23 protein-coding genes, 2 tRNA genes and 1 pseudogene are annotated in these 25,340 nt (G+C 61.9%); 23 read left to right on the forward strand and 3 right to left on the reverse strand.

Annotated elements, in window-relative coordinates; genetic code table 11:
- Position 1: 1 nt before the first annotated feature.
- The 12 genes from ABCN01_RS05905 to ABCN01_RS05960 all read left to right on the forward strand — a co-directional run bounded on the left by ABCN01_RS05905 (position 2) and on the right by ABCN01_RS05960 (position 9,975).
- On the forward strand, positions 2-997 hold the full coding sequence (locus tag ABCN01_RS05905) for an ABC transporter ATP-binding protein (RefSeq protein ID WP_342996534.1): 996 nt from the start codon (positions 2-4) through the stop codon (positions 995-997).
- Positions 987-1,772 carry an ATP-binding cassette domain-containing protein gene (locus tag ABCN01_RS05910; protein ID WP_342996532.1) on the forward strand — a complete coding sequence of 262 codons (786 nt, stop codon included), beginning with the start codon at positions 987-989 and terminating at the stop codon, positions 1,770-1,772. Before ABCN01_RS05905 ends, ABCN01_RS05910 begins: the two co-directional genes overlap by 11 nt.
- A gap of 76 nt (positions 1,773-1,848) precedes the next feature.
- Complete coding sequence (locus tag ABCN01_RS05915) at positions 1,849-3,012, forward strand: double-cubane-cluster-containing anaerobic reductase (protein ID WP_342996531.1); 1,164 nt, start codon at positions 1,849-1,851, stop codon at positions 3,010-3,012.
- Positions 3,013-3,167: 155 nt separating this feature from the next.
- Entirely contained in the window at positions 3,168-3,932 is a 765-nt protein-coding gene (locus ABCN01_RS05920; protein ID WP_342996530.1) for an acyl-CoA dehydratase activase, read from the forward strand.
- 14 nt (positions 3,933-3,946) lie between these two features.
- Complete coding sequence (locus ABCN01_RS05925; protein WP_342996529.1) at positions 3,947-5,164, forward strand: glycosyltransferase family 4 protein; 1,218 nt, start codon at positions 3,947-3,949, stop codon at positions 5,162-5,164.
- Positions 5,157-6,206 carry a selenide, water dikinase SelD gene (selD, locus tag ABCN01_RS05930; RefSeq protein WP_342996528.1) on the forward strand — a complete coding sequence of 350 codons (1,050 nt, stop codon included), beginning with the start codon at positions 5,157-5,159 and terminating at the stop codon, positions 6,204-6,206. The genes ABCN01_RS05925 and selD overlap by 8 nt, the downstream gene beginning before the upstream one ends.
- 61 nt (positions 6,207-6,267) lie before the next feature.
- Entirely contained in the window at positions 6,268-6,894 is a 627-nt protein-coding gene (gene yedF / locus ABCN01_RS05935; protein ID WP_342996527.1) for a sulfurtransferase-like selenium metabolism protein YedF, read from the forward strand.
- Between the two features lie 19 nt (positions 6,895-6,913).
- Positions 6,914-7,165 (forward strand): putative Se/S carrier protein, encoded by a 252-nt coding sequence (locus tag ABCN01_RS05940; RefSeq protein WP_117736415.1) that lies wholly within the window; start codon positions 6,914-6,916, stop codon positions 7,163-7,165.
- Positions 7,162-8,301, forward strand: a complete 1,140-nt coding sequence (locus ABCN01_RS05945; RefSeq protein WP_342996526.1) for an aminotransferase class V-fold PLP-dependent enzyme — start codon at positions 7,162-7,164, stop codon at positions 8,299-8,301. Before ABCN01_RS05940 ends, ABCN01_RS05945 begins: the two co-directional genes overlap by 4 nt.
- A gap of 67 nt (positions 8,302-8,368) precedes the next feature.
- Complete coding sequence (gene brnQ / locus ABCN01_RS05950; RefSeq protein WP_342996525.1) at positions 8,369-9,727, forward strand: branched-chain amino acid transport system II carrier protein; 1,359 nt, start codon at positions 8,369-8,371, stop codon at positions 9,725-9,727.
- A gap of 91 nt (positions 9,728-9,818) precedes the next feature.
- A tRNA-Pro gene (locus ABCN01_RS05955) sits at positions 9,819-9,895 on the forward strand.
- Between the two features lie 6 nt (positions 9,896-9,901).
- A tRNA-Gly gene (locus tag ABCN01_RS05960) sits at positions 9,902-9,975 on the forward strand.
- Between the two features lie 212 nt (positions 9,976-10,187).
- Here the strand turns inward: ABCN01_RS05960 and ABCN01_RS05965 are convergent.
- The 3 genes from ABCN01_RS05965 to ABCN01_RS05975 all read right to left on the reverse strand — a co-directional run bounded on the left by ABCN01_RS05965 (position 10,188) and on the right by ABCN01_RS05975 (position 12,244).
- Complete coding sequence (locus ABCN01_RS05965; RefSeq protein WP_342996524.1) at positions 10,188-11,183, reverse strand: hypothetical protein; 996 nt, start codon at positions 11,181-11,183, stop codon at positions 10,188-10,190.
- Between the two features lie 268 nt (positions 11,184-11,451).
- A complete protein-coding gene (locus tag ABCN01_RS05970; RefSeq protein ID WP_342996523.1) occupies positions 11,452-11,928 on the reverse strand; it encodes a type II toxin-antitoxin system VapC family toxin in 477 nt (158 codons plus the stop codon).
- On the reverse strand, positions 11,921-12,244 hold the full coding sequence (locus ABCN01_RS05975; RefSeq protein ID WP_342996522.1) for a type II toxin-antitoxin system RelB/DinJ family antitoxin: 324 nt from the start codon (positions 12,242-12,244) through the stop codon (positions 11,921-11,923). The genes ABCN01_RS05970 and ABCN01_RS05975 overlap by 8 nt, the downstream gene beginning before the upstream one ends.
- Before the next feature lie 428 nt (positions 12,245-12,672).
- On the opposite strand from ABCN01_RS05975, the gene ABCN01_RS05980 reads away from it, so the two are divergent.
- The 11 genes and pseudogenes from ABCN01_RS05980 to ABCN01_RS06025 all read left to right on the forward strand — a co-directional run bounded on the left by ABCN01_RS05980 (position 12,673) and on the right by ABCN01_RS06025 (position 25,338).
- A complete protein-coding gene (locus ABCN01_RS05980) occupies positions 12,673-13,191 on the forward strand; it encodes a 4Fe-4S dicluster domain-containing protein (protein ID WP_342996520.1) in 519 nt (172 codons plus the stop codon).
- Between the two features lie 74 nt (positions 13,192-13,265).
- Positions 13,266-13,415, forward strand: a pseudogene (locus ABCN01_RS09545) (hypothetical protein); the annotation flags it as partial.
- Entirely contained in the window at positions 13,401-15,488 is a 2,088-nt protein-coding gene (fdhF, locus tag ABCN01_RS05985) for a formate dehydrogenase subunit alpha (protein WP_484039380.1), read from the forward strand. The pseudogene ABCN01_RS09545 and the gene fdhF, both read left to right, overlap by 15 nt.
- Before the next feature lie 78 nt (positions 15,489-15,566).
- Positions 15,567-16,184 carry a 4Fe-4S dicluster domain-containing protein gene (locus ABCN01_RS05990; protein ID WP_022095203.1) on the forward strand — a complete coding sequence of 206 codons (618 nt, stop codon included), beginning with the start codon at positions 15,567-15,569 and terminating at the stop codon, positions 16,182-16,184.
- Positions 16,177-18,195, forward strand: a complete 2,019-nt coding sequence (hyfB, locus tag ABCN01_RS05995) for a hydrogenase 4 subunit B (RefSeq protein WP_099431573.1) — start codon at positions 16,177-16,179, stop codon at positions 18,193-18,195. Before ABCN01_RS05990 ends, hyfB begins: the two co-directional genes overlap by 8 nt.
- Positions 18,196-18,212: 17 nt before the next feature.
- Entirely contained in the window at positions 18,213-19,136 is a 924-nt protein-coding gene (locus ABCN01_RS06000) for a respiratory chain complex I subunit 1 family protein (protein WP_006234113.1), read from the forward strand.
- Between the two features lie 16 nt (positions 19,137-19,152).
- Positions 19,153-20,610, forward strand: coding sequence for a hydrogenase 4 subunit D (locus tag ABCN01_RS06005; RefSeq protein WP_006234112.1), 1,458 nt, complete (start codon positions 19,153-19,155; stop codon positions 20,608-20,610).
- 10 nt (positions 20,611-20,620) lie between these two features.
- Positions 20,621-21,274 (forward strand): hydrogenase 4 membrane subunit, encoded by a 654-nt coding sequence (hyfE, locus tag ABCN01_RS06010; RefSeq protein ID WP_099431574.1) that lies wholly within the window; start codon positions 20,621-20,623, stop codon positions 21,272-21,274.
- 3 nt (positions 21,275-21,277) lie between these two features.
- Positions 21,278-22,843: a hydrogenase 4 subunit F gene (locus ABCN01_RS06015; RefSeq protein WP_099431575.1), complete on the forward strand. Its 1,566-nt coding sequence runs from the start codon at positions 21,278-21,280 to the stop codon at positions 22,841-22,843.
- Between the two features lie 4 nt (positions 22,844-22,847).
- Positions 22,848-24,620: a hydrogenase large subunit gene (locus ABCN01_RS06020; protein ID WP_342996515.1), complete on the forward strand. Its 1,773-nt coding sequence runs from the start codon at positions 22,848-22,850 to the stop codon at positions 24,618-24,620.
- A gap of 1 nt (position 24,621) precedes the next feature.
- Positions 24,622-25,338 (forward strand): formate hydrogenlyase complex iron-sulfur subunit, encoded by a 717-nt coding sequence (locus tag ABCN01_RS06025; protein ID WP_196022398.1) that lies wholly within the window; start codon positions 24,622-24,624, stop codon positions 25,336-25,338.
- Positions 25,339-25,340 lie beyond the last annotated feature (2 nt).

Consider the following 25,340-nt stretch of genomic DNA (forward strand, 5'->3'; position numbering starts at 1 on the left):
CATGGCTCAGCATCTTTTGGACGTGCGCGACCTCTGTATCTCGTTTGTGGGCCGCGATGGCAACGCGCTGGAAGCCGTCAACAAACTCAACCTACATATCGACGCCGGCGAGATCGTTGGTGTTGTCGGCGAGTCCGGCTGCGGTAAGTCGGTGTTTGCCCAGAGTGTCATGCGCCTATTGGAGCATGAACAGAAGATGGCCTATACCGGTCAGATTCTCTTTGACGGGGAGGACCTGCTCGCGCGCCCGCTCAAGCGCATGCGCGAGGTGCGCGGCTGCGATATCGCCATGATCTTCCAGGACCCGTTGTCCTCACTCAACCCCGTCATGACGGTGGGCGCGCAGGTTATCGAGGCGGTGCGGGCCCACCGTAAGGTGAGCCGACGCGAAGCCCGCAACGAGGCTCTATCGCTGTTGGAGCGTGTGGAAATTCGAGATGCCGCGGCTCGCTTCGACATGTATCCGGGCGATTTTAGCGGCGGTATGCGCCAGCGCGTGATGATTGCCATGGCGCTCGCCGGACACCCGCGCCTGCTTATCGCCGATGAGCCCACCACGGCACTCGACACGACGACTCAAAAACAGATTTTGGACCTTCTGCGCGACCTCAACAGTTCCGAGGGCATGGCGGTGCTTTTTATCAGCCATGATTTGGGTGTCGTCACGAGCATCTGCTCGCGCGTGCACGTCATGTATCTGGGCCAAATCGTAGAAGAGATCGACGCCTGCGGCCTTATGGAGCGCCCGAGCCACCCGTATGCCCAGGGGCTCATCGCGAGCATTCCGCCGCTCGAAGGCGAGCGAGTTGACACGCTGGCGGATATTCCGGGCACAGTGCCGCCGCTTACGGCAATACCCTGTGGATGTCGCTTTGCGCCCCGTTGTGCCCGGGCGGACGAGCGTTGCCGCGCGCAGGAGCCTCCGCTGTTTGCCGTGAATGTGTGCGACCAGTCTAAATGCTGGCTTGTCGAGAAAGGGGAGTGCCATGGCTGTTGATAGCGAAGCCCTGCTTAGGGTCTCACATCTGACTAAAGCGTATCCCATGCCGGGCTCAGGTTTTAAGCGTCAGGCCTTTACCGCCGTGGACGATCTGTCGTTTGAGATCGCGCCGGGCGAGGTCTATGGCCTAGTTGGCGAATCCGGATCGGGCAAGTCGACGACTGGACGCTTGATCTGTGGTCTCGAGCGTGCGGATTCCGGCTCGATTGTCTATCGCGGGCACGACCTCGCCACAATGTCGGAGCGCGAACGCAAGCCGTTTCGCCGCGAGATCCAGCTGGTATTCCAGGATAGCTCTACGGCTTTTGACCCGCGCAACCGTGTCGGCCGCATTTTGGAGGAGCCACTGATTATCGCTGGCGTGCGCGATGCGGATGAACGCCATGGGCGCGCGCTCTCGGCCCTGGCCTCGGTCGGTCTTCTGGCAGAGCATTATGACCGCTATCCGCATGATCTTTCGGGGGGACAGCGTCAGCGACTCAATCTGGCACGGGCGCTTATTTGCGAGCCGCGCCTTGTGGTATGCGACGAGCCGGTCTCGGCACTTGACGTGTCCGTTCAGGCCCAAGTGCTCAACTTGCTTCGCGACCTGCAGCGCACGACGGGCGTGGCGCTGCTGTTTATCACGCATGATATGCGTGTGGTTCGGCATATGTCCGACCGGATTGGCGTGCTCTACCACGGTCGTCTTGTCGAGGAAGGCGCGGCCGAGGATGTGATCGCGCACCCGAGCGATCCGTATACGCAGGAGCTTATCGACGCCATTCCCTAGAGGATGCTTCCTTTTGGGTATGGCGTGGATTCGTTGTTTAATTGTCGGTATATCGGTGCAAGAGAGGGGAACTACTATGGCCGATATCGAGGAACAGCCGTTGCCGCGCACGTTTGAGGAGTTCAACGAGCAGCGCAAGGCGGCGTTTATTCGCGTTAAGGATTATAAGCAGGCCGGTAATCGCCTGGTCGGCTTTTTGTGCAGCTACACGCCGCTCGAGATTATCGATGCCGCGGGCGCTGCAAGTGTGGCCTTGTGCGGCACATCCGACGAGGTGATTCCCGAGGCCGAGAAGGTGCTGCCGGCAAACCTCTGCCCGCTCATCAAATCGACGTACGGTTTTGCCTACTCGCAAAAGTGCCCGTTTACGTACTTTAGCGACATGATCATCGGCGAGACCACCTGCGACGGCAAGAAGAAGATGTACGAGCTGCTCAACGAGCTCAAGCGCACACACATTCTGCATCTTCCGCAGGGTCGCGATCGCGCCTACGAGCGCGAGGGCTGGTACGAGGAGTGTCGCCTGCTCAAGGAGGAGCTCGAGGGCTTCTACGGCATCACGATTACCGACGATGACCTGCGCGCTGCCGTCCGTCGTCGCAACCGCTTGCGTGCGGCCCAGCTCGACATGTTTGCGCTGCAGGCCAATCAGCCGGCGGCTATGAGCGGCGTCGACCTGATGAGCACCATGTTTGCCGGTACGTTCAGCTTTGATATCGAGGCCTATACACAGCAGCTGGAGCAAAAGGTCGCCAAGCTGCGCGAGGCCTACGACGCGGGCGAACGCCCGGTCGCGGCGGATGCCAAGCGCATTCTGATCACCGGCTGCCCGGTGGGTGGCGTGATCAATAAGATCGGTCGCACCATCGAGTCCAACGGCGGTGTGGTCGTGTGCATGGACGACTGCTCGGGCGAGCGCACGGCGGCCATGATGATCGATCCGGAGGCTCCCGACATCCTGCGCGCCATCGCCGACCGCTACCTGGATATCAACTGCTCGGTCATGACGCCCAACGACGGTCGTATGGAAAACACGCTGGCCATGTGCGAGAAGTATCATGTCGATGGCGTAGTGGAGAGCGTGCTCCAGGCGTGCCACACCTTCAACGTTGAGAGTGCGCGCATGCAGGAGGTCGTCGAGGGTGCGGATATTCCGTACATGAAGATCGAGACCGACTACAGCAACGGCGACATGGGCCAGATCGAGACCCGCATCGCCGCCTTCATCGAAACCCTCTAGCTTCCTCAGGCACCGGATCTTGCCCCTCAAACCGTCGCTTGCGTACCCAAAGTACGCTGCGCTCCTCTTTCGGGGCAATCTCCGGCACCTGAGAAACCTAGAGCTAAGGCGCCTGAACGCGCCGCTGTCTTTGATGTTTAGATTGGGAGAGAGCCATGATAGGGATCGGGATCGATATCGGGTCTACGGCGGCTAAGGCTGCTGTGGTCGACGGGGAGGGTTCGGTGGCGTGGACGTGCGTGCAGCCAACCGGGTTCTCCTCGGTCGATGCTTCCGAGCGGCTGCGCAAGGCACTGGCAGCGGCGGGTTATGACGCGACGGCCGAAGATACTCGCGTGGTCGCGACTGGCTACGGCCGTGTCGCCGTGCCCTATGCGCACAAGGTCGTGACCGAGATCACCTGCCACGGCACCGGTGCCGTGCGCCTGTTTGGCGATCACGGCACGGTGATTGACGTGGGCGGCCAGGACACCAAGGTCATTCAGCTTAAAAGTGGCCGCGTGGCCAAGTTTGCCATGAACGACAAGTGCGCCGCCGGCACGGGGCGCTTTTTGGAGATCATGGCCGACCGCCTGGGCATTTCCCAGCAGCAGATGGCCGACCTGGCGCGTTCCGGTGAGCCCACCAAGATCAGCAGCATGTGCACGGTGTTTGCCGAAAGCGAGGTTATCAGCCTGATCGGTCGCGGTGAGCCACGCGAGAACATTGCGCGTGGCGTGATCGACAGCGTGGTCTCGCGCGTGGCGACCATGGCCGGGCAGGCCGCGGGCGCCCCGTACTATCTGACCGGCGGTTTGTGTGAGAACGCCTTCGTGGTGGAGCGGTTGGGCGAGCTACTTGGGTCGCCGGTGACCACCTCGCCCCAGGCTCGCTTTGCCGGAGCGATCGGCGCGGCGATTCGCGCCGCCGCCTTGGCCTAGGGGTGTACCGCGACATGCGCATCCTCAATATCTCGGCGCAAAAACCAGATAGCACTGGCAGTGGCACCTACCTTGCCGCGCTTGTACGCGAGCAGATCGAGACGGGGCATCGCGCCGCCGTGCTTTGCGGCGCGGCACCGGGTGATACCCAAGGCGAGCTGGACCGGCATGCTGCCGTGTTTGCCGTACCGTTCGAGTCGCCCGAGCTGCCGTTTCCCATCTGCGGTATGTCCGATGTCATGCCCTATCCCTCCACTCGCTATCGTGACCTGACGCCTTCGATGCTCAAGGCATTTGAGCGGGCATTTGCTGCTGCAATCGATCGGGCGGTGGCTGAGTTTCGGCCCGATCTGGTGCTCTGCCATCACCTGTATCTGGTGACCGCATTGGCGCGCGAGTGCGTCCGGGGCGTGCCGGTTGTTGCCGTGTGCCATTCGACCGACCTGCGCCAGTTGCGTTCGCATGCGCTCGAGCATGATCGCATCGTAAGTGCGGTTCGTCGGCTCGATGCCGTCTTTGCGCTCCATGCTGAGCAGGCTGAGCAGATTGGCCTGGTGTGCGGCGTCGATGCCGATCGCATCCACGTGATTGGGACGGGCTACGACCATCGCGTCTTCTGCCGCGACGCAAGCGTGGCGAGGCAGCCGGGATCGCTTGCGTACGTGGGTAAGATTTGCTTTAAAAAGGGCGTCGAGTCACTGGTTCGAGCTGTGTCATTGCCGATTGACGATGGCGTCCGCCCATCTGGCTTGGTACTTGTGGGCGGCCGCGGGGACGATGCCGAGTACGCGCGTATCGAGCGCTTGGCCGCGGCCTCGGATGTGCCGGTGACGCTGGCGGGGCGCCTGGATAGCGATGAACTCGTGGGTGCCTACCGCTGTTCCGACGTCTTTGTGCTGCCTTCGTTTTACGAAGGTCTGCCGCTCGTGACGATCGAGGCCCTCGCGTGCGGCTGCAAAGTTGTGGCGACCGATTTGCCCGGCGTTCGTCCCTGGATGGAGGCGATGCTTCCCGGTGCTCCCGTGACGTGGGTGGCGTCGCCGCGTATGACGGATGTCGGCACGCCCGTGGCGGCCGACCTTCCGCTGTTTGAGCGCGCGCTGGCAGATGCTATCGCGCAGGCGCTTGCGGCGCCGCCTTCGACGTTCGAGCCGTCGGCGGTCTCTTGGGAAGCGTGCCTGGGGCGTATACTTAAAGTCGTTGATTTGTTGGAAGGGGGTTCGTATGGCTAAGGACACCATGAGGCTCACGTCCATGACGGCCGCGAGCGGTTGAGCCGCTAAGTTGGCTCCCGGAGCCCTCGCCCAGGTCCTGGGCGACTTACCCAATGTGCATAACGACAACTTGCTCGTGGGGTTCGATACCTCCGACGATGCGAGCGTCTTCCGCGTAGGGGAGAACCTGGGGCTCGTGCAGTCCATCGACTTCTTCCCACCGATGGTCGATGACCCGTTCCTGTTTGGCCAGATCGCTGCGGCCAACTCGCTGTCGGACATCTACGCCATGGGCGGGCGGCCGAGCCATGCCATGAACCTGCTTTGCATACCCAGTTGCCTGGGCGTTGAGGTTGCCGGTCAGATTCTGGCGGGCGGCGCCGATAAGTGCGTCGAGGCGGGTTGCTCCATCGCGGGCGGCCACACCATCAACGACGACGAGCCCAAGTACGGCCTGTCCGTGAGCGGGTTTGTCGCGCTTGACCGTATGCTCGCCAACAGCGGCGCGCGCGTGGGCGATGCGTTGCTGCTGACCAAGGCGATCGGCTCGGGCATCATCACCACGGCCATTAAGGGCGAGCTCATCGAGCAGGACGAGGCCGCAGCCATGTTTGACTCGATGCGCACCCTCAACGAGGCCCCGATTCGTCTGGCCGAGGGACTCGAGCTTCACGGCTGTACCGACATCACGGGCTTTGGCCTGATCGGGCACGCGTGCGAGATGGCTGAGGGCTCGGGCGTGCAGGTTGAGCTTGCGTCGGGGTCGGTGCCGCTCTTTGATCAAGTGCTCGACATGGCGCGTCTGGGCATTATTCCCGCGGGCTCCTACCGCAACCAGGACTTCTTTGGCCCGCGTGTGACGGCTGACGATGACCTGGAGCCGGGCATGTTGGATGCGCTGTACGATCCGCAGACTTCGGGTGGTTTGCTTATCGCGGCACCTGCTGCCGATGTGGATGAGCTTGCGCGCCGACTGCATGCCGAGGGGCGCATCGCGGCCGTTGTCGGTCGCGTGTGCGAGCCGGTGCCAGGCGGTCCTGCCGTCCACGTTGTCCGCTAGCCCGCACGTTTATGTAACTGTTTGCCGTTCTCTAGAACGGTTCTTTCGAAAGGAATTTGCTATGTCTACCAAGATTGAAGTCAATGCCATGGGCGATGCCTGCCCGCTGCCCGTCGTCAAGACGCTTAAAGCCCTGAAGCAGCTCGATGGCGAGGGCGTTGTCGTGACCTCGGTCGATAACGAGACCGCCGTCAAGAACATCTCCAAGATGGCGCAGGAGAAGGGCTGCACGGCCTCGGTCGAGAAGGTTTCTGACGCCGAGTGGCACGTGACCGTGGCGACCTCTGGCGCCGTGGCCGTTGTGGACCCCGAGCAGGACGGTGCCGCTTTTTGCGACGCAAGCGCCAGCAAGGGCAAGCTCGTCATTTCCGTCTACACCGACTGCATGGGCCGTGGCGACGACGAGCTGGGCCACAAACTCATGAAGGCCTTCATCTTTGCCGTGACGCAGCAGGAGGAACTGCCCGCGACCATGCTGTTCTACAACGGCGGCGCCAAGCTCACCGTCGAGGGCTCGCCAGTGCTCGACGACCTGAAGGGCCTGGCGGAGCAGGGCGTCGAGATCCTTACCTGCGGTACCTGCCTGGACCACTATGGCATTAAAGACCAGCTCGCGGTGGGCGAGGTCACCAACATGTACGTGATCGTGGAGAAGATGGAGCAGGCCGTGCGCGTCGTGCGCCCGTAGCGTATTGGTTGGAGTTGCCATGAGGGAGAAGCGCCCTGCGCTTGTCATCACGTTTCCTACCACGGCGGCCGCCATGGGCTGCGAGTCCCTGTGCATCGAGCGCGGCCTTCCCGGGCGAACGATTCCCGTGCCCGGGGAGGTCGCTGCCGGCTGCGGCTTGGCGTGGAAGGCGCTGCCTGCCGATGAGGAGCTGCTGCGCAGCGAGCTTACCGCGGCGGGCGTTCCTACCGAGGGCTATACCGTGATTGATATGTGGGAGGTCGTGCGATGATCTACCTGGATAACGCGGCGACGACCATGCACAAGCCACAAACGGTCATCGATGCCGTGACGCAGGCGATGTGCTCGCTCGGCAATGCCGGACGCGGCGCCACGTCGGGTGCCCTCGATGCCGCTCGTACGATTCACGGTTGTCGCGCCAAGCTCGCGCGCCTTTTGGGCTGCCCGCGGGCTGACCATGTGTGCTTTACGCCTAACTCAACAGCGGCGCTCAACACTGCCATTAACGGCGTACTGCACCCCGGCGATCGTGTGGTCACGACGGTGCTCGAGCACAACTCTGTGCTGCGCCCGCTCAACCGCCTGGCAGCGGAGCGGGGTGTGACCGTTGAGCATGCGGGCTGCGACGCGAACGGCGCGCTCGACTACGACGAGCTCGAGCGGCTGGTCGCGCCCGGTACGCGTGCCGTGGTGGTGACGCACGCTTCCAATGTGACCGGCAACGCGGTCGACGTTTCGCGTGTGGCTGCCATCGCCCATGCGGCCGGCGCGCTGGTGATCGTCGACGCCTCTCAGTCTGCCGGTACGGCGCATATCGATATGCAAGCCATGGGGCTTGACGTGGTGTGCTTTACCGGCCACAAGGGACTGATGGGCCCGCAGGGCACCGGCGGTCTGGCCGTGGCGGAGGGCGTCGACGTGGCGCCCTGGGCCATGGGCGGCACCGGTGTACACAGCTTCGATGAGCTGCAGCCACTGGAGTGGCCCACGCGCCTTGAGGCGGGCACGCTCAACGGCCACGGCATCGCGGGCCTTTCCGCCGGTCTCGACTTTATCGAGGCGCAAGGCGGGGCCGAGGCGATTGCTGCCCACGAGCGTGCGCTCGCTGATCGCTTCCTTGCCGGTGTGCGCAAGATTCCGGGGATTAAGCTCTACGGTGCGTTTGACCAGCCCGTGCGCTCGGCGATCGTCTCACTCAACGTGGGCGATATCGATTCTGCCGAGATCTCGGATGCGCTCATGCAAGGGTGGGGGATTGCGACGCGCCCCGGCGCCCATTGCGCTCCGCTCATGCACCGTGCGCTGGGGACCGAGCGCCAAGGTGTCGTCCGCTTCTCGTTTGGCTATTTCAACACGGACGAGGAAGTCGACACCGCGATTGACGCTTTGCGCGATTTAGCCTGCTAAAGCGTATATACTTGCGGGACGGGTCTTTTGCCCGTCCCGTTTTTGTTTCGATTCGAAAGGTGCTTTCATGGCTTCATCCGCCCCGCGCGGTCTGCGCTCCGACCATGTCGTCACCGTCGGCATCGCCCTGTTCTCGATGCTCTTTGGCGCCGGCAACCTCATTATTCCGCCGCTGCTGGCGCTGCAGGCAGGTTCTGCCACGCCGGTCGCCATGCTCGGCTTTCTGATTGCCGCCATCGGCTTGCCCGTCATGGGCTTTATCGCCGTCGCGCTCGCCGGTACGGCCCGCGAGCTGGCCGGCCGCGTGCATCCTAAGTTTGGCGAATTCTTCGTTGCGGCGGTCTACCTGGCCATCGGTCCGTGCCTGGCCATTCCGCGCACAAGCTCTACGGCGTTCGAAATGCTGGTGCCGCTGCTACCCGAGGGCGTTTCGCTCGGCACGGCTCGCCTGGTGTTTGCCATCGGGTTCTTCGTGGTCGCGTTTGTGCTCACGCTGCGTCCGGGCGTCATCACACGCGTGCTCGGCCGCATTACGGGCCCCGCGCTCATTGCGCTCATCGTGCTGGTCGTGGGTGCTGCCGTGATTTCGCCGCTGGGTCCCGCTGCCGCGCCGCAGGCTCCCTACAATGCCGGTGCTGCCGTGCAGGGCTTTTTGACTGGCTACCAGACCATGGACCTGCTCGCGTCGCTCGCCTTTGGCATCATCATCGCCGAGACCATCCACGAGTTGGGTGTTACCGATGACAAGCGCGTGGCCTTCGAGATTTCGCGTTCCGGTGTGATCGCCGGTGTGCTCATGGCCATCATCTACTGCGGCTTGGGCCTTGCCGGTATGCAGCTCGGCACCGTGATGCCCGACGCTACCAACGGCGCCGCCATCCTCGCCCGTTCGGCTTCCATGCACTTTGGGCTTGCCGGCACGGTTGTGGTCTTCGCCATCTTCTTTCTCGCCTGCATGAACGTGTGCATTGGCCTTATCAGCTGCTGCTCGCGTTATTTTTGCGAAACGTATGTGGTCGATGGGGGAGCGGAGGCGCCCGAGGAGGCCATGCGCCGTCCCTTTGCGGTTCTCGCCTTTGTGTTCGCAGCGTTTTCGTGCGTGCTTTCAAACGTGGGCCTCGACGTGATTCTTATGTTCTCGGTGCCTATGCTCAACGCCTTGTATCCCGTTGCCATCGTGCTGGTACTGATGGGCCTGGTACACGGTTTTTGCGACGCGCATCCGCAGGTGTGGGTCTGGGTCGGCGGCGTTGTCGCGGTACAGAGTGTGATCACCTCGGTCCGTGATGCGTTCTTTGCGGGCGCATGGCTGCCGTTTGATGTGCTGCCGCTGGCGGACATTGGAGCCGCGTGGGCGCCGGTCGCCGTGGTTGCCTTTGTGATCGGTCTACTCCATAGTCGTTTTGTCGCACATTCGAGGAGCTAAGGCATCAATGCTTGCACAGGCGGGGAGTCTCCCCTATAATTTCCTTCGCTTTGGGACACGCAAGGTTTAGACCTTAGCTGCTCAACACCTTCGGGACGTGGCGCAGTTTGGTAGCGCGCCTGCTTTGGGAGCAGGATGTCGCAGGTTCAAATCCTGTCGTCCCGACCATATCTTGCGGGCGTAGTTCAATGGTAGAACCCCAGCCTTCCAAGCTGATGACGCGGGTTCGATTCCCGTCGCCCGCTCCATAAGATAGATGAATGGCTCTGGTTCCTTTTGGGAATCAGAGCCATTTTCATATACATGCCAGGGACCCCACATCCCCTCCTAAGTTGCGGTGAAATAGTTCCTGGATTAGCCACAAAAGCTGTTATCCAGGAACTATTTCACCGCAACTTATTGAGGCCGAGCGGGCTGGTTCGATGATGGGTTCTGTTGTCGAGAAGATGAGGGCAGCCGGTCAGGAGTCTGCGTAGGGTTTTGTGGTTGGTATACCGTAGCCGCGCATCATGGAGCCGAACGTTTTGACATCGTAGGTGTCTGAGAGCTTGAAATGAATGACGTTGTGGCCCATGGCACGCAGGTTCGCATCGCGCATAAGGGCAGCTCGATAGGTTTTTGCCGCAGTATGTTCCGGATCATTTTGGGCATCGTCCTCAAACTTGCCTAGTCCATGCAGCTCAGCCAGCATCCAAGAGCCGTTTGGCATCTGCCAGCCGTAATCTGCCAAATAATAGCCGGCGTTTCCCGGTCGAGTGATTTCAACCTGAAGTTCGGGAGCGGCAACTCCCGCCAGAATCATTGCCGCCCGTGCCTCGGATTCTCCACCGTTATCCGATCTGCCATCCATGTGTTCAAAAACGTTAAATGCGCGCGCAATGCCGTGCAGTCCGCGGCAGTTCGCTTGTGCATATGCACGCAATTCTTCACGCTCGACACCGTACTCACGAGCCAGCCCGTCGACATAGCCTAGTGCATATCGAAAAGCGCTCGTTCGGGCGATGTCGACCACCGTGCGATATGGATCCGTTAACGTAAACGGTCCGAGCTGCCATACGTTGCCCGCCCGCCAGCGTCGGTATTCAACGAATTCGTACATATCGCGTCTGGTGGAACGCGGCAGCAGCACTTGCACCTTGTCGAGAAGGGAATATGCAGAACCGACGCCATAGAGCAGTGCCGCCGTTGCTCCACAAAACACGGCATCCGGTTCAACGACCGCAATAGCGGATGCCAATTGAAAGATGCGATCTTCGACGCCGAGGTCATTCCAATACGCGGGATCAGCGTAGACATGGTTGTAGAGTCGAATAATCATCTCTTTTTGCATGAGCGCGTAGGCACAGCGTTCATCCCATTTTTTGGTAGCTACAAACAGATGCCCGCCATGATGGGCCTCGAATAACCGGAAGAATAGCTCTGCTTGCGATTTGGAACAGCGTTTATCATGACTCATTTTCGACCCCATGGTCTCGAGGGGGAGTGAATGACACTACGCTATCCCATATTTGGTCCGCCAGACCTTGCCATGAACTGACCAAAAGCTTGACGGGGCAGGTCAGAGTCATGAGTCGGAGCCAAACATATCGGCAAACGGTTGATTAGTGCCCCTCGGCGGCACTAAAAACCACCCTTACAGAAAGTTGCGGTGAAATAGTTCCTGAAAAGCTCGAATAAGCCTAAAACCAGGAACTATTTCACCGCAACTTAGGAGGGGATGGGGATTAGCTGCGGGGGCGGTGGCGGAGTTTGTCGATGGTGGAGTCGGTGCTTCGGCTGCGGGATTCGGCGGCGCGGTCGCGGGCTTCGGCTGCGGTTTGGCGCTTGCGGCGGTAATCGATCATGCCTTGGATGATGGGCTTGCCAAAACTCACGACATCATCGTTGTAGATGGCGGTTCGGGCTGCGAGGAGGCAGTCGGTAAAGTCCATATGGGTCTTGCCAAAGAGTTTGACGGCAAGGGCGACAACGGTGGGCTCGTCGACCATGACGTCATCGAGCAGCCTTTTCATGGCCGCAGCAATCTCAACGCGGGGAACCTTATAGACGTCGCGCAGCGTGACCATGACGCGCGTGATGATTTCGGGGTAGACATGAGCGGTGCGCGTGGCGATGACCTTGGCGGCGCGCGGTGACAGAACTTCGTCGTCGTTGAGCAGGTAGCGTAGTATGACGGTCTCGTCGATGATGGTGCTACTCATGGATATCTACTTCCTCGGGACCCAAAATCGAATCGTCGTTTTCTGTAGCAAGGTATTCAATCCAGGCATTGCGCTCCTCGGAGCGGCGATTGGGGTCCCCATATGCTTTGAGCGATCCATAGGCGGCGGTGCCGTCCTTTGAGCGCACGGCGACCGGCTGAAAGGGGAGCTTGCGCATCAAAATGCTTTGCGCGACAAAAAGGCGAACGGCCTCGGCAAGCGATGTGCCCATGGCGTCGTAGAGGCGCTCGGCATGCTGTTTGTCCTCTTCGCGAATGCGCACCTGCAGGATGGCTCGTTTTTGCGTCGATGACATCACTGCCCTCCCTTAGCTAACGTGCAATATAGTCGGTCTAATGCGGCATATGCCGACCTCTTAGAATCTTATAACCATTACTTTATTTCACTCAAGTAAATAACCATTAACACGTATACAAGCGTAGTACATCCAAAATGAGAGCGCGTAAAAATCTCTGGGGCGTACGCATGTAATACACTCACCTTTATAGCTTCTAGAGAATAGTTCCAACCTGCCAAAACCCCTGCAATACATCCGTATTGCAGGGCCTATGCTCAAGTTTACCCCCTGCAACTGCGTATATTTAACCTGTATATCGTTGGAGGAATTCTATCGAAGTGCCTGTTTCGCCGCATGCACTCGATACGCCGATGCCGGACCACGGGCGGTCCGGGGCAACGTCGACAGGGTCTCTCCGGCATGGGATTCAGGAGGGAGTGAACAACATGGGCAATAAACGAGTCGTAGCCGATTCCTCACGCTGCATTGGGTGCCAAACCTGTATGGCGGCGTGCATCGAGGCACACGATATTCCCGGCAACATCGCCGCACCTCGCTTGCGCGTAACGCGCACCTACGAGATCTCCGCGCCGGTGGCATGTCACCACTGCGAGGACGCTCCGTGCGCGAAGGTCTGTCCTACGGGCGCCTTGTTCTTTGATCCAAAGAACCATCGTATCGGCGTCAACGAGGACAACTGCATCGGCTGCAAGAGCTGCGTTATGGCATGCCCCTTTGGCGCCGTGAGCGTGGCGACCACGCAGGTCCCCGTCTTGATGGGTGACGTTCGCGTGGGTTCGCAGACTAAGAGCTTCGTGCTCAAGTGCGACCTGTGCGTGGACCGTCCCGGCGGTCCGGCGTGTGCCGAGGCGTGTCCGACCAAGGGCCTCACCCTGGTGGACGAGGAGCGTCTGGCAGAACTGACTGCCGAGCGTGCCCGCGCCACCATCGAAAACGAGGCGTAAGCGTCGGGCGACAGGCCTAATGATTGTCAAATAAGTACCGAGTATTCGGTAGCAGAGAAAGGAAGGAGGGTGTCATGGAGAAGCATAAAGTGATCTGCCCGTATTGCGGCGCCGGTTGCCAGTTTAACCTCTTGGTCCAAAACGGCCAGGTCGTGGGTACCGAACCGCTCAACGGCATCACCAACCAGAGCGAGCTGTGCCTTAAGGGCATGAGCGGCTACGACTTCATCAACGACACCAAGATCTTGACTCCTCGCGTACTGCACCCGATGATCCGCCGCACTAAGGGCGCGGATCTTGAGCGCGTAAGCTGGGACGAGGCACTGGATTTCACCGCATCTAAGATGCAGGCCATAATTGACGAATATGGTCCTAACGCTGTCATGACCACCGGCTCCTCGCGAGGCGGCGGCAACGAAGCGAACTACGTCATGCAGAAGTTTACGCGTGCGTGCATCGGCACCCACAGCGTGGACAACTGCGCCCGTACTTGACACGGCCCTACTGTCCTCGGTCTGATGGACACGGTTGGTTCAGGTTGCATGTCATGCTCCATCCCCGGTATGGAGGATGCGGGCTGCATTTTCCTCTTCGGCTATAACCCTGCCGATTCGCACCCCATCGTCGCAAGGCGTATCGTGCGAGCCAAAGAAAAGGGTTGCAAGATCATCGTCGCCGACCCGCGCCATATCGAAACCGCGCGTATCGCCGATCTCTACCTTCCGATCAAGAACGGTTGCAATGTTGCGTTCCTCAACGCCTTTGCCAACTGTCTGGTCAACGATGGCCTCTACGACAAGGAATTCGTTGCCGAGCATACGAACGGCTTTGACGAGTGGTGGGAGACCATCAAGAACTACACTCCCGAATCCGTACAGGACATCACGGGTGTCGAGCCCGCGTTGATCCACCAAGCTGCCGAGATGTACGCCACGGCGAAGCCTTCTGCCATCATTGGCTGGGGCATGGGCGTATGCCAGCAGAAGCAGAACCTGAAGACGGTGCACACCATCGCCTCCATCGCCTGCGTTGCCGGCCAGATCGGCAAACCCAATTCCGGCCTCGCGCCCGTGCGCGGTCAGAATAACGTCCAGGGCTCCTGCGATATGGGCATGCTGCCCAACCTGTACCCTGGCTACCAGAAGGTCACCGACCCCGCCGCTCGCGCCAAGTTTGCCAAGGCTTGGGGCGTGCCCGAGGAAAAGCTCCCGCTCGAGGAGGGCTACAAGCTCACCGACCTGGGCCACCTGGTCGACGAGGGCAAGGTGCACTGCTTCTACAACTACGGCGAGGACCCGGTGCAGACCGAGCCCGATTCGGCCGGTATGCGCAAGACGCTCTCCGAGCTGGATCTGTTCATTTGCCAGGACATCTTTATGACGCAGACGACCATGCTCGCCGACGTCATCCTGCCCGCTACCTCTTGGGGCGAGCACGAGGGTGTCTTTACTGCATCCGACCGTAGCTTCCAGCACTTTGACGCGGCCGTTCCGCCCAAGGGCGAGTGCCGCCACGACTGGGAGATCTTCGCGGACCTGTCCACGCGCATGGGCTACCCCATGCACTACGACAACACCGAGCAGATCTGGAACGAGTGCATTAGCCTGTGCCCCAACTTTGTGGGCGCGACCTACGAGAAGATGGCTCCCGAGGGCGGTTACGCCCAGTGGCCCGTCAAGAGCACTGATGTGAACGACCACGGTACGCCCGACATGTTCGCTGGTGGCAAGTTCACCACCAAGGACGGCCGCGCCAACCTGATGGCACACGACTGGGAGGCGCCCTCCGAGCTTCCCGACGATGAGTACCCGCTCATCCTGTGCACCGTCCGCGAGGTCGGCCACTACAGCTGCCGCTCGATGACCGGCAACTGCAAGACGCTGGCACTGCTTGCCGACGAGCCCGGCTTTGTCCGCATGAATCCCGCGGACGCCCAGGCACGCGGCATCAAGAATGGCGACATCGTCTCGATCCACAGCCGCCGCGGCCAGGTATACAGCCGCGCCGACGTGAGCGACCGCATCAACAAGGGCACGGTCTATATGACCTACCAGTGGTGGATCGGCAAGTGCAACGAGCTGACCATGCACAAGGTCGACCCGGTCTCGCATACGCCCGAGGACAAGTTCTCCGCCTGCCAGGTCGACGCTATCGCCGACCAGGTCTGGGCCGAGGGCGAGGTCGAGCGTCAGTACACCGAGCTCAAGCAGGCTCTGGTGGACGCCGCCGCTCCCCAGGACGTTGAGCCTGGCGCCGCCAAGTTCGACGACGAGACGCACGTGAATCAAATCGTGTAGTCCCGTTCTCGTTGGCTTTTTGGGCCGGGCGTCCCGTACGTTCGGGAGCCCGGCCCGTTATTTTGAAAGGAAGTGGGGATGAACCGCTTCATCGACATCAACCCGGAGAGGTGCATCGGTTGCGGAACATGCCAGTCCGCCTGTGCCGACGCCCACCGGATGCAGGGTCTTCAGGATACGCCGCGCCTGGCGCTCGTGAAGACCGGCGGTATTTCGGCCGCCCTTGCCTGCCACCATTGCGAGGGTGCCCCCTGCGCCGAGGTCTGCCCGGTGAATGCCATCGAGCACGATGGCGATCGCATCCACGTCAAGGAGCAGGAGTGCATCGGGTGCAGGCTGTGCGCCATCGCGTGCCCCTTCGGAGCCATCCATCCCGATGGCACGTCTATCGCCGGTGTCGCAGGCATGTGCGACCCGACGCCTTCGTATCCTAAGTCCCTGAGCAGCCTGCTTACGTGGGCTCCCGGCCAGTACACCTGCGCTGTCAAGTGCGACCTGTGCGCCTTCGATCCGGACGGTCCGCATTGTGTGGCGGCGTGCCCCACCAAGGCGCTGACCGTCATGGGCGGCGCGGCCGATCGCGAGCTCGACGAGGCCAAGCGCCTGCGCTCGATCGAAAACGGTCCGGTCGTCGACGTTACCGCTGTGGCCCAGGGTCTGTCCGAGAAAGCAGAAGGGAGCGTAAACAATGGATAGCATGACGCTGTTTATCGCATCGCTTGCCGTCTCGTGCATCGGTGCGCTCGCCTCGGTTCTGCTGATTAAGGCCGACAACGCCGCCAAGACCGCCGGCTGCCTGATCGGCGCCGTCGCGGCCGTGCTGTCGTTCATCGCGGGCCTCGAGGCCGTGCTTGGCGACGTTTCGTCCCTCAACACGGTCTTCTTCTTCCCGTTCGCCCGTCTCGAGCTCTTGCTCAACGGCCTTGCGGGCCTGATCGTGGTCCTCATCTCGATTCTCGCCTTTGCGGGCTTCATCTACGGTCTGTCCTACTTCGACGAGTACCCGGGCAAGGTCGGGCGCGCCGGCTTCTTTATGAACACCTTCGTCGCCTCGATGATGCTCGTCATCACCGCCGACAACGTGTTCTGGTTCCTGGTCGCCTTTGAGCTCATGTCCCTTACGAGCTACTTCCTTGTCGTTATCGAGGAGAACAAGAACTCCATTAGGGGCGGTTGGCTCTACTTCGTCATCGCGCACGTGGGCTTCGTTCTCATCATGGCGAGCTTCCTGCTCATGACCAACGGCGTGGGCGGTTCCTTCAGCTTCAGTGATTTCCGTACGCATGACTTTGGACCCGCCGTCTCCTCCGCGTGCTTCGTCCTCGCGTTCTTCGGATTTGGCGCGAAGGCCGGTATCATTCCGCTGCACTCCTGGCTGCCCCAGGCGCACCCCGAGGCGCCGTCCAACGTGTCCGCCCTCATGTCCGGCGGCATGATCAAGATCGGCATCCTGGGAATCCTCAAGGTCGGTCTCGACCTGCTCGCGGGTTCGGGCGTCCAGCTCTGGTGGGGCCTCATGGTCCTGGTCTTCGGATCCATCTCGTCGGTCCTGGGTGTCGTCTACGCCCTCCACGAGCACGACATCAAGCGCCTGCTTGCCTATCACTCCGTCGAGAACATCGGCATCATCTTGCTCGGTGTCGGCGCGTCCATGACGGCGCACGCCCTGGGCAACGACGTCATCGCGACGATCGCGCTCATGGCCGCCCTCTACCACACGCTCAACCACGCCATGTTCAAGGGCGAGCTGTTCCTCGGCGCGGGCTCCCTGCTCTATGCCACGGGTACGCGCAACATGGAGAAGATGGGCGGTCTGTTCCGCCGCATGCCGGTCACGGCCGTCTGCTTCCTCATCGGTGCCCTTGCCATCTCGGCCATCCCGCCGCTCAACGGCTTCGTTTCCGAGTGGTTCACCTACCAGTCCCTGTTCAACATCTCGACGCTCTCCGACCCGGTCGTCATGGTGTTCGCCGTCGCCTCCGCGGCCGCCCTCGCCATCACCGGTGCCCTGGCCGTCACGTGCTTCGTGAAGGCCTACGGCGTCTCGTTCGCGAGCAGCCCTCGTTCCCAGGAGGCCGCGAACGCCAAGGAGTCCCCGGCTCCGATGTTGTTCTCGCAGATGCTCCTCGCGGCCATCTGCGTGGTACTGGGAATCGGCTCCCCGGTCATCGCCCCGGTTCTGGGCGACGTCGCCCAGAGCGTGCTTGCCGGCTCCGCCGTCACAGCCACCTCGGGCGTGTCTCTCGTGAACGAGATTTCCGGTGCCGCCACCTCCACCCCCGCGATCGCCATCGCGCTCGTGGTCCTCACCGGCCTCGCGTTCGCGTTGAGGTCCTGCCTCGGCGCCAAGGCCCCCGCTAAGAAGACCGACCCTTGGGCGTGCGGCTACGAGCCCAACGAGCACATGCCCGTCGTCGCCACGAGCTTCGCGTCCGACGTCGAACTCTTCATGGGCCCGCTCTACACCCTGCGCGAGGTATGCACCAAGATCTGCTGGTCCATCGCGCACGTGTTCCAGAAGCTCACCGGTGTCGCCCAGGGCGTCGAGCCCCTGCCCGACCGTTTCCTGGTCGATGCACCGAGCGAGGGTGCCGACAAGCTGGCCGGCCTCGCCTCCAAGATCGAGGGCGGCAACTACTCCGTATACATCTGCTACATCGTCGCGGCGCTCGTGGTCTTCCTCGTGCTCGCCGTGGTCATGGTCTAGAGAGGGGAGAGGATATTATGAACATCGTTCTTGCGATGGCGCAGGGCCTCGTGGTCATGCTGGTCGCGCCCTTCTTCTCCGGCCTCGCCCGTGTGATTCGCGCGAAGATGCACAATCGCCGCGGTCCGTCCATCCTTCAGGATTACCGGGACCTCGCGAAGCTCATGGCGCGTCCCGAGTCCGTGAGTTCCGACTCGAGCTTCGTGCTGCGCATCATGCCGCCGCTGTTCCTCGCGGTGTCGTTTATGCTCGCCATGGGCCTGCCCATGTTCACGCTCCAGAGCCCCATGCCCGTCTTTGGTGACGCCATCACCATCATGTACGCGCTCGCGCTGTCCCGCTTCTTCTTCGCGCTGTCCGGCGTGGATTCCTCCAACGCCTACGCGGGCTTCGGCGGTATCCGCGAGCTCCTCATGAGCGTGCTCATCGAGCCGTCCATGCTCATCGCGCTGTTCACCGTCGCCATCGTGTGCGGCTCCACGGACATTGCGACCATGGGTCAGCACATCGTTACGGGCAACGTCTCGAGCGTCGTCGCCGTTATCCTCGCCGGCGTCGCCTTCGCGGCCGCCTGTTACATGGAGCTCGGCAAGCTTCCGTTCGATCAGGCCGAAGCCGAGCAGGAGCTCCAGGAGGGCCCGCTCGCCGAGCTCTCCGGCCCGTCCCTGGCCATGATGAAGCTCGCCATGGGCATGAAGCAGGTCGTGGTCGTCGCTTGGTTCACCTCCATCTTCATCCCCTGGGGAGAGCCCGCGACCATCGGTGTCACCGCTCTCGTGGGCGCCGTCGTCTTCCTCGTCAAGTGCCTGGTCGATTTCGTCGTCTGCGGCGTGCTCGAGAACTCCGTTTCCCGTTCGCGCTTCAAGGTGCTCGGTAACCAGACCTGGGCCGTCGTCGGCATCGCGGTCCTCGCGTTCGTCTTCGTCGTCGTAGGCGTGTAGGGAGAAGGGAGAAACTATGTCAATCGAATCGAGCTTGTCCCTCTTTGCCATGGTGGCGATCGCCGTCCCCATGCTGGGCTCCCTGCTCATCGTCATGCTGCCGCGTCCCTACGCTAAATGGATCTGCGCCTTTGCCGGCGGCATCGCCACGGTCGCTTCCGTTGGCTTGGCCGCGACGTTTGCCGGAAACGGCATGAACGCGGTCGATGTAACCTGGGCGAGTATGGGCCAGACCTTGGTCATGGGCTTCATATTCGACCGGATGAGCACGCTGCTCGCACCCGCGTTCGTCGCTATCGGCCTGCTCGTCGTCATCTATTCGTTCCCGTACATGAGCGATAAGAATAAGGAGCATCCCGACGCGCCCCGTCGTCGCTTCTACGTGTACTTCTCCACGTTCATCGGCGCCATGGCCGGTCTCGCCTACAGCTCCACCATCGTCGGCCAGCTCGTTTTCTTCGAGATCACCGGTGTGTGCTCCTGGGGCCTCATCAGCTACTACATGACGCCCACGGCCAAGAAGGCCGGTATGAAGGCGCTCATCATCACCCATATCGGCGCTCTGGGACTCTACATCGGCGCGGCCTTCCTGTTCGCCGGAACCGGCACGTTCGCGCTGAGCGCGATCTCCCAGCTCGATTCCGGTATGAAGACCGTCGTGCTGCTGCTCATCCTGTTCGCTGCTTGGGCCAAGTCCGCCCAGTTCCCGCTCTACATGTGGCTGCCCTCCGCAATGGAGGCCCCCACGCCCGTTTCCGCCTACCTTCATGGCGCGTCCATGGTTAAGGTCGGCGTGTGCGTGTTCGCCCGCGCTCTTGCGAGCGCCGGCGATATCCCCGAGATCGTCGGTTGGGTCGCCATCATCGACGCCGTCGTGACCATGCTCTTCGGCTTCCTCATGTACCTGCCCCAGAAGGATATGAAGCGCCTGCTCGCCTTCTCGACGATCGCGCAGCTCGCCTACGTGTTCTTTGGCCTGGGCCTCTCCGTGTTCGGAAGCCAGATGGCGTTTAACGGCGCCGTCGAGCACATCTTCAACCACGCGTTCACCAAGACCCTGTTCTTCCTCATCGCTGGCTCTCTCAGCTTCACGCTGGGAACCCGTATGCTGCCCAAGATCCAGGGCCTCATGAAGAAGTACCCGGTCACGGGCGTGGGCTTTGCGGTCGCCGCGACCGCTATCGCCGGCGTGCCCCCCATGAGCACGTTCTTTTCCAAGTTCCAGATCATTTCCGGTGGCTTCGCGGTTGGTGCTACCAACACGGTCATCTTTGTCCTCGTGTGCGTCATGGTCGTCGAGACCGTCGCCACCTTCGCATGGTTCCTGCGTTGGATGGGTAAGGTCCTGCCCGGTGAGCCGAGCGAGACCGTGGCCGCCGGCCAGCCCCTTCCGCGCGCCATGGCGTTCGTGTTCGTCGTCCTCATGATCATGGTCGTCGTCGCCGGTCCTCTGTCCTCTAGTTGGATGGGTTAGGAGGTAGGACATGGGTTATTCGTTAGTCAATATCCTGGGCGGTCTTCTGATCGTGACCTCCACCATGGTGGTCGTCTCGAAGACCATCCCGTCCGCCATCAAGTGGTACGCGATCCAGTCGGTTGTCCTGGTGGGCGTGCTGCTCACCCTGGGCCTCACCACCGGTGCCACCGAGCTTCTCATGTGGGCCGCGTCGGCCTTCGTCACCAAGGTGATCCTCGTTCCGTTCATTCTCAACCGTGCCTACAAGAAGATGGGTTCGCCTGCCGATAGCACGCTGACCTCCTCCATCAAGCCGGCCTGGACCATCATCCTCACCGGTCTGGAGGTGGCCGTCTGCTTCGCGGTGGTCACGCGCCTGAGCCTGCCCACCGCCGAGGTGGCCACTCCGGCCCTCGCCATCAGCTTCGCGCACTTCTTCGTCGGCCTCACGTGCATCATCTCCCAGCGCAACATCCTCAAGCAGATCTTCGGGTACTGCCTTATGGAGAACGGTAGCCACGTGACGCTCGCTCTGCTCGCGCCCACGGCCCCCGAGATCATCGAGATCGGCATCGCCACCGACGCCATCTTCGCCGTCATCATCATGTCCGCCGTCGTCGTGAGGATTTGGAACGACACCAAGTCGCTCGACTCCCACGACCTGACCGAATTGAAGGGGTAGGCCATGGATGTTTCAATGCTGACGGTCGCCCTGCTCGCTTGTCCTCTCGTGTTCTCCCTGATTATGGCTGCGCTCCCCAAGACGACGTCCTACAACGTCTTCGCGGGGCTCAACACCATCTCCGTCGCGGCGACCCTTGTCCTTTCGGTCGTCACCGCGGGAACCATGCTCTCGAGCGGGCAGAATATCGACGCTTTGGGCCTGTGGCTCCATCTCGATTCGCTCTCGTCGATCTTCGTCCTTCTGGTAGGCATCATCGGGTTCATCACCGGCGTGTACTCCATCTCCTATATCAAGATCGATATCGAGGAGAAGACCATGCCGGCCGAGCGCACCAAGCAGTACTACGCGCTGTTTAGCCTGTTCGTTTTCACGATGCTGCTCGCCTGCCTGTCCAACAACATCATCCTCACCTGGGCGGCGGTCGAGGCCACCACGCTGTCGACCGTGTTCCTCGTGGGCATCTACAAGAACAAGCAGGCGCTCGAGGCGTCTTGGAAGTACGCGATGGTCTGCACCGCCGGCGTGGCCTTCGGCCTGTTCGGCACGCTGCTCATCTACGCGAACGCCGCCGATATCATGCCCAACGCGCATGAGGCAGCCTTCCTCACCTCCATCATGCCCTACGCCGACCAGTTCGACCCGATGCTCGTGCGCCTCGCGTTCGCGTTCATCGTCATCGGCTTCGGCACCAAGGCGGGCCTGTTCCCCATGCACACTTGGCTGCCCGACGCGCACTCCCAGGCTCCGAGCCCGGTCTCCGCGCTGCTCTCGGGCGTGCTGCTCAAGTGCGCCATGCTGGTGATCATCCGCTTCTACTCCCTGTCCATCATCACGGTGGGCGACACCTATCCGCGTACGCTCCTGCTCATCCTGGGCACGCTGTCCATCCTGGTGGCCGCCCTGTGCATCTTTAAGCAGGACGATATCAAGCGCCGCTTCGCGTACTCCTCCGTCGACAACGTCGGCGTGGTCGCGCTGTGCCTGGGTATCGGTGGTCCGCTCGGTATCGCCGCCTGCCTGCTGCACTGCATCTTCCACGGTTTCACGAAGGCGCTCGCCTTCTGCATGGCCGGTAACATCCAGCACATCTACCACACCCGCGACCTGAACAAGATCAAGGGCGTCGTCGAGATCGCTCCCGTCACGGCAGCGCTCACCATCATCGCCCTGCTCGCGCTCGCCGCCTTCCCGCCGTTCGCCCTGTTCATCTCCGAGTTCCTCACCTTCGTGGCCGGCGTCCAGTCCGGTCCCATCTGGGTGGTCGTGCTCGTGGCCATTGGCCTCACCGGCGTGTACTTTGCCCTTACCGGCATCGCGCTCAAGTCCATCTTCGGCAAGGCGCCCGAGGGCATGAAGCGCCACGAGGTGCCCGCCCTCATGATCATCCCCGAGATCGCCCTCGCGATCGTGGTCATGTGGTTCGGTATCGCCACCCCGGTCGCCATCACGAGCGGCGTCGAGGATGCAACGTCCGTCGTTTTGAACCAGAGCGTCGAAGAGCTCCACGAGGCTCCTCTCTACCGCATGGTGTTCAGTTCCCAGACCAAGACAAGCGAGGTGAATTAGCACCATGGCAGAACCTGAAAAGAAGGACTACGCTCGTCGTTGCGAAAGCCACGTCGAGGCCCTGCGCGCCGCAGTGCCGGGCGCTATCGAGAAGGTTGAGTGGCAGTGCGAGGACCAGCTGACGATTACCGTCAAGCAGGACAAGCTGCCCGAGGCCGTCCACTACCTGTATTACGAGCGCTACGGCTGGATTCCTGTGATCATCGGCAACGACGAGCGCAGTCTGTGCGGCCGTTACGCCGTGTACTACGTTATCTCCATGGAGGGAGAGGACCCCGGCTGGGTGACCGTGCGCACCGAGGTCGATCCCGCCAAGATGACGTTCCCGTCCGTGACGCCGTTCGTCCCCGCCTGCGTGTGGGGCGAGCGCGAGCTACGCGATATGTTCGGCCTGATCCCCGAGGGCCTGCCCGATCGTCGTCGCCTGGTGCTGCCCGACGATTGGCCCAGCGGCCTGTATCCGCTGCGCAAGGACTCTATGGACTACCGCTTCCGTCCCGCTCCCGCGAGCGACATGGAAAACTATGAGTTCTTGGCCGACACCAAGGGCAAGGAGACCACGCTCGTCCCCATGGGCCCGCTGCACATTACCTCCGACGAGCCCGGCCACTTCCGCCTGTTCGTCGAGGGCGAGACGATCGTCGACGCCGACTACCGTCTGTTCTACGTGCACCGCGGCATGGAGAAGGTCGCCGAGACGCGCCTGAACTATGACGCCGTGACGTTCCTCGCCGACCGCATCTGCGGCATCTGCGGCTGCGCCCACTCGGTGGCCTATGCCGAGGCCGTTGAGCGCGCCCAGGGCATCCATGTCCCGCCGCGCGCCCAGTACATCCGCGCCATCATGCTCGAGGTCGAGCGTCTGCACTCACACCTGCTCAATATTGGCCTCGCATCGCACTACACCGGCTTCGACTCCGGCTTCCAGCAGTTCTTCCGCGTCCGCGAGAAGTCCATGGACCTGGCCGAGAAGCTTTCCGGTCACCGCAAGACCTACGGCCTCAACGTGATCGGCGGCGTGCGTCGCGACATTTTGGCCGAGCAGAAGCTCTCCACGCTCACGACCATTCACCAGCTGCGCTCCGAGGTTCAGGAACTCGTCGATATGCTGCTCTCCACGCCCAACTTTATTGGGCGTACGAGTGGCATCGGCATCTTGGACCGCAAGATCGCACGCGACTTCTCGCCGGTCGGCCCGCTCATGCGTGGCTCGGGCTATGCCCGCGACGTGCGCTTCGACCATCCCTTCGACGGCTACGCCGATCCGGACGTTCAAAAGATGCACGCCGCCACGGCTGACACCTGCGATGCCTTCGGCCGTACCGCCGTTCGCATCCAGGAGGTCTACGATTCGATCGATATGATCGAGACCATGCTCGAGAACTGCCCGTCGGGCCCCATCCTCACCACGGATTGGGAGTACACCCCGCACAAGTACGCCATCGGCGCCACCGAGGCGCCGCGCGGCGAGGACGTGCACTGGGCCATGCTCGGCAACAACCAGAAGTGCTACCGCTGGCGCGCCAAGGCCGCCACGTACAGCAACTGGCCGGTCCTGCGCTACATGTTCCGCGGCAACACCGTGGGTGACGCGGCGCTGATCGTCGGCTCTCTCGACCCGTGCTACTCCTGCACCGACCGCGTGACGGTGACCGATGTCGCCGCTAAGCGCGACCACGTGCTCGACAAGGAGCAGTTCGAGAACGTCTGGCGCGACAAGTCGCCGCTTGCGGGCGAGGGCACTATGGCCGCTCCGCTCGATGAGGAGGCGCTCTAATATGCTGAAGCTTTGGAAGGTTAACGCCAAGGCCGGCGACGCGACGGTCAAGTACCCGTTTGCGCCGTTCCCCACCAACAAGGACATGCGCGGCAAGCCCGAGCACAATGCCGAGCTCTGCATCGCCTGCGGTGCCTGCGGCGTGGCGTGCCCGGCCGATGCCATTCGCATGGACACCGACCTTGCGGCCGATACCATCACCTGGTCGATCGACTACGGTCGCTGCATCTTTTGCGGCCGTTGCGAGGAAGCCTGCCCCATGGAGGCCATCAAGCTCACCGAGGAGTTTGAGTTGGCCGTCATGAGCAAGGACGACCTCACCAGCAAGAGCGTCTACACGCTCGAGCACTGCTCGCGCTGCGGCAAGCCGTTCGCCCCGCACAAGGAGATCGACTACGCCAAGCGCCTGCTGCAAAAGGCCGGCGGCATGGAGGCCGAGCAGGCCGCCCGTACCGTCGGTATGTGCCAGGAGTGCAAGCGCGAGCTCGACGCCCTGCGCGCCGCCTCGGCCGTAAAGACCGGCAACGCGCACGGCATGGCCGCCAACGAGACGCTTGCGTCCGGTGAGCCCCAGGGCCCCGGCATGGAGTATCTGGGCGGCCACGGCGTGAACCCGGAGTATATCGACCGCGAGCTCAACCCCGATGCGCCCGAGATTCCCGCCGGTCCGGCGCCGGTCGAGGGCATCATCATGGATTTTGAAACGAAGGAGGAGTAACC

The sequence above is a fragment of the Collinsella aerofaciens genome, assembly GCF_039062365.1.
Classification (GTDB): domain Bacteria; phylum Actinomycetota; class Coriobacteriia; order Coriobacteriales; family Coriobacteriaceae; genus Collinsella.

Excerpts from the sequence above, each read along its gene's own strand:
- ABCN01_RS05905 (WP_342996534.1), top strand. The coding sequence starts at position 2 with ATGGCTCAGCATCTTTTGGACGTGCGCGACCTCTGTATCTCGTTTGTG.
- ABCN01_RS05910 (WP_342996532.1), top strand. The coding sequence starts at position 987 with ATGGCTGTTGATAGCGAAGCCCTGCTTAGGGTCTCACATCTGACTAAA.
- ABCN01_RS05915 (WP_342996531.1), top strand. The coding sequence starts at position 1,849 with ATGGCCGATATCGAGGAACAGCCGTTGCCGCGCACGTTTGAGGAGTTC.
- ABCN01_RS05920 (WP_342996530.1), top strand. The coding sequence starts at position 3,168 with ATGATAGGGATCGGGATCGATATCGGGTCTACGGCGGCTAAGGCTGCT.
- ABCN01_RS05925 (WP_342996529.1), top strand. The coding sequence starts at position 3,947 with ATGCGCATCCTCAATATCTCGGCGCAAAAACCAGATAGCACTGGCAGT.
- yedF (WP_342996527.1), top strand. The coding sequence starts at position 6,268 with ATGTCTACCAAGATTGAAGTCAATGCCATGGGCGATGCCTGCCCGCTG.
- ABCN01_RS05940 (WP_117736415.1), top strand. The coding sequence starts at position 6,914 with ATGAGGGAGAAGCGCCCTGCGCTTGTCATCACGTTTCCTACCACGGCG.
- ABCN01_RS05945 (WP_342996526.1), top strand. The coding sequence starts at position 7,162 with ATGATCTACCTGGATAACGCGGCGACGACCATGCACAAGCCACAAACG.
- brnQ (WP_342996525.1), top strand. The coding sequence starts at position 8,369 with ATGGCTTCATCCGCCCCGCGCGGTCTGCGCTCCGACCATGTCGTCACC.
- ABCN01_RS05965 (WP_342996524.1), bottom strand. The coding sequence starts at position 11,183 with ATGAGTCATGATAAACGCTGTTCCAAATCGCAAGCAGAGCTATTCTTC.
- ABCN01_RS05970 (WP_342996523.1), bottom strand. The coding sequence starts at position 11,928 with ATGAGTAGCACCATCATCGACGAGACCGTCATACTACGCTACCTGCTC.
- ABCN01_RS05975 (WP_342996522.1), bottom strand. The coding sequence starts at position 12,244 with ATGTCATCGACGCAAAAACGAGCCATCCTGCAGGTGCGCATTCGCGAA.
- ABCN01_RS05980 (WP_342996520.1), top strand. The coding sequence starts at position 12,673 with ATGGGCAATAAACGAGTCGTAGCCGATTCCTCACGCTGCATTGGGTGC.
- ABCN01_RS05990 (WP_022095203.1), top strand. The coding sequence starts at position 15,567 with ATGAACCGCTTCATCGACATCAACCCGGAGAGGTGCATCGGTTGCGGA.
- hyfB (WP_099431573.1), top strand. The coding sequence starts at position 16,177 with ATGGATAGCATGACGCTGTTTATCGCATCGCTTGCCGTCTCGTGCATC.
- ABCN01_RS06000 (WP_006234113.1), top strand. The coding sequence starts at position 18,213 with ATGAACATCGTTCTTGCGATGGCGCAGGGCCTCGTGGTCATGCTGGTC.
- ABCN01_RS06005 (WP_006234112.1), top strand. The coding sequence starts at position 19,153 with ATGTCAATCGAATCGAGCTTGTCCCTCTTTGCCATGGTGGCGATCGCC.
- hyfE (WP_099431574.1), top strand. The coding sequence starts at position 20,621 with ATGGGTTATTCGTTAGTCAATATCCTGGGCGGTCTTCTGATCGTGACC.
- ABCN01_RS06015 (WP_099431575.1), top strand. The coding sequence starts at position 21,278 with ATGGATGTTTCAATGCTGACGGTCGCCCTGCTCGCTTGTCCTCTCGTG.
- ABCN01_RS06020 (WP_342996515.1), top strand. The coding sequence starts at position 22,848 with ATGGCAGAACCTGAAAAGAAGGACTACGCTCGTCGTTGCGAAAGCCAC.
- ABCN01_RS06025 (WP_196022398.1), top strand. The coding sequence starts at position 24,622 with ATGCTGAAGCTTTGGAAGGTTAACGCCAAGGCCGGCGACGCGACGGTC.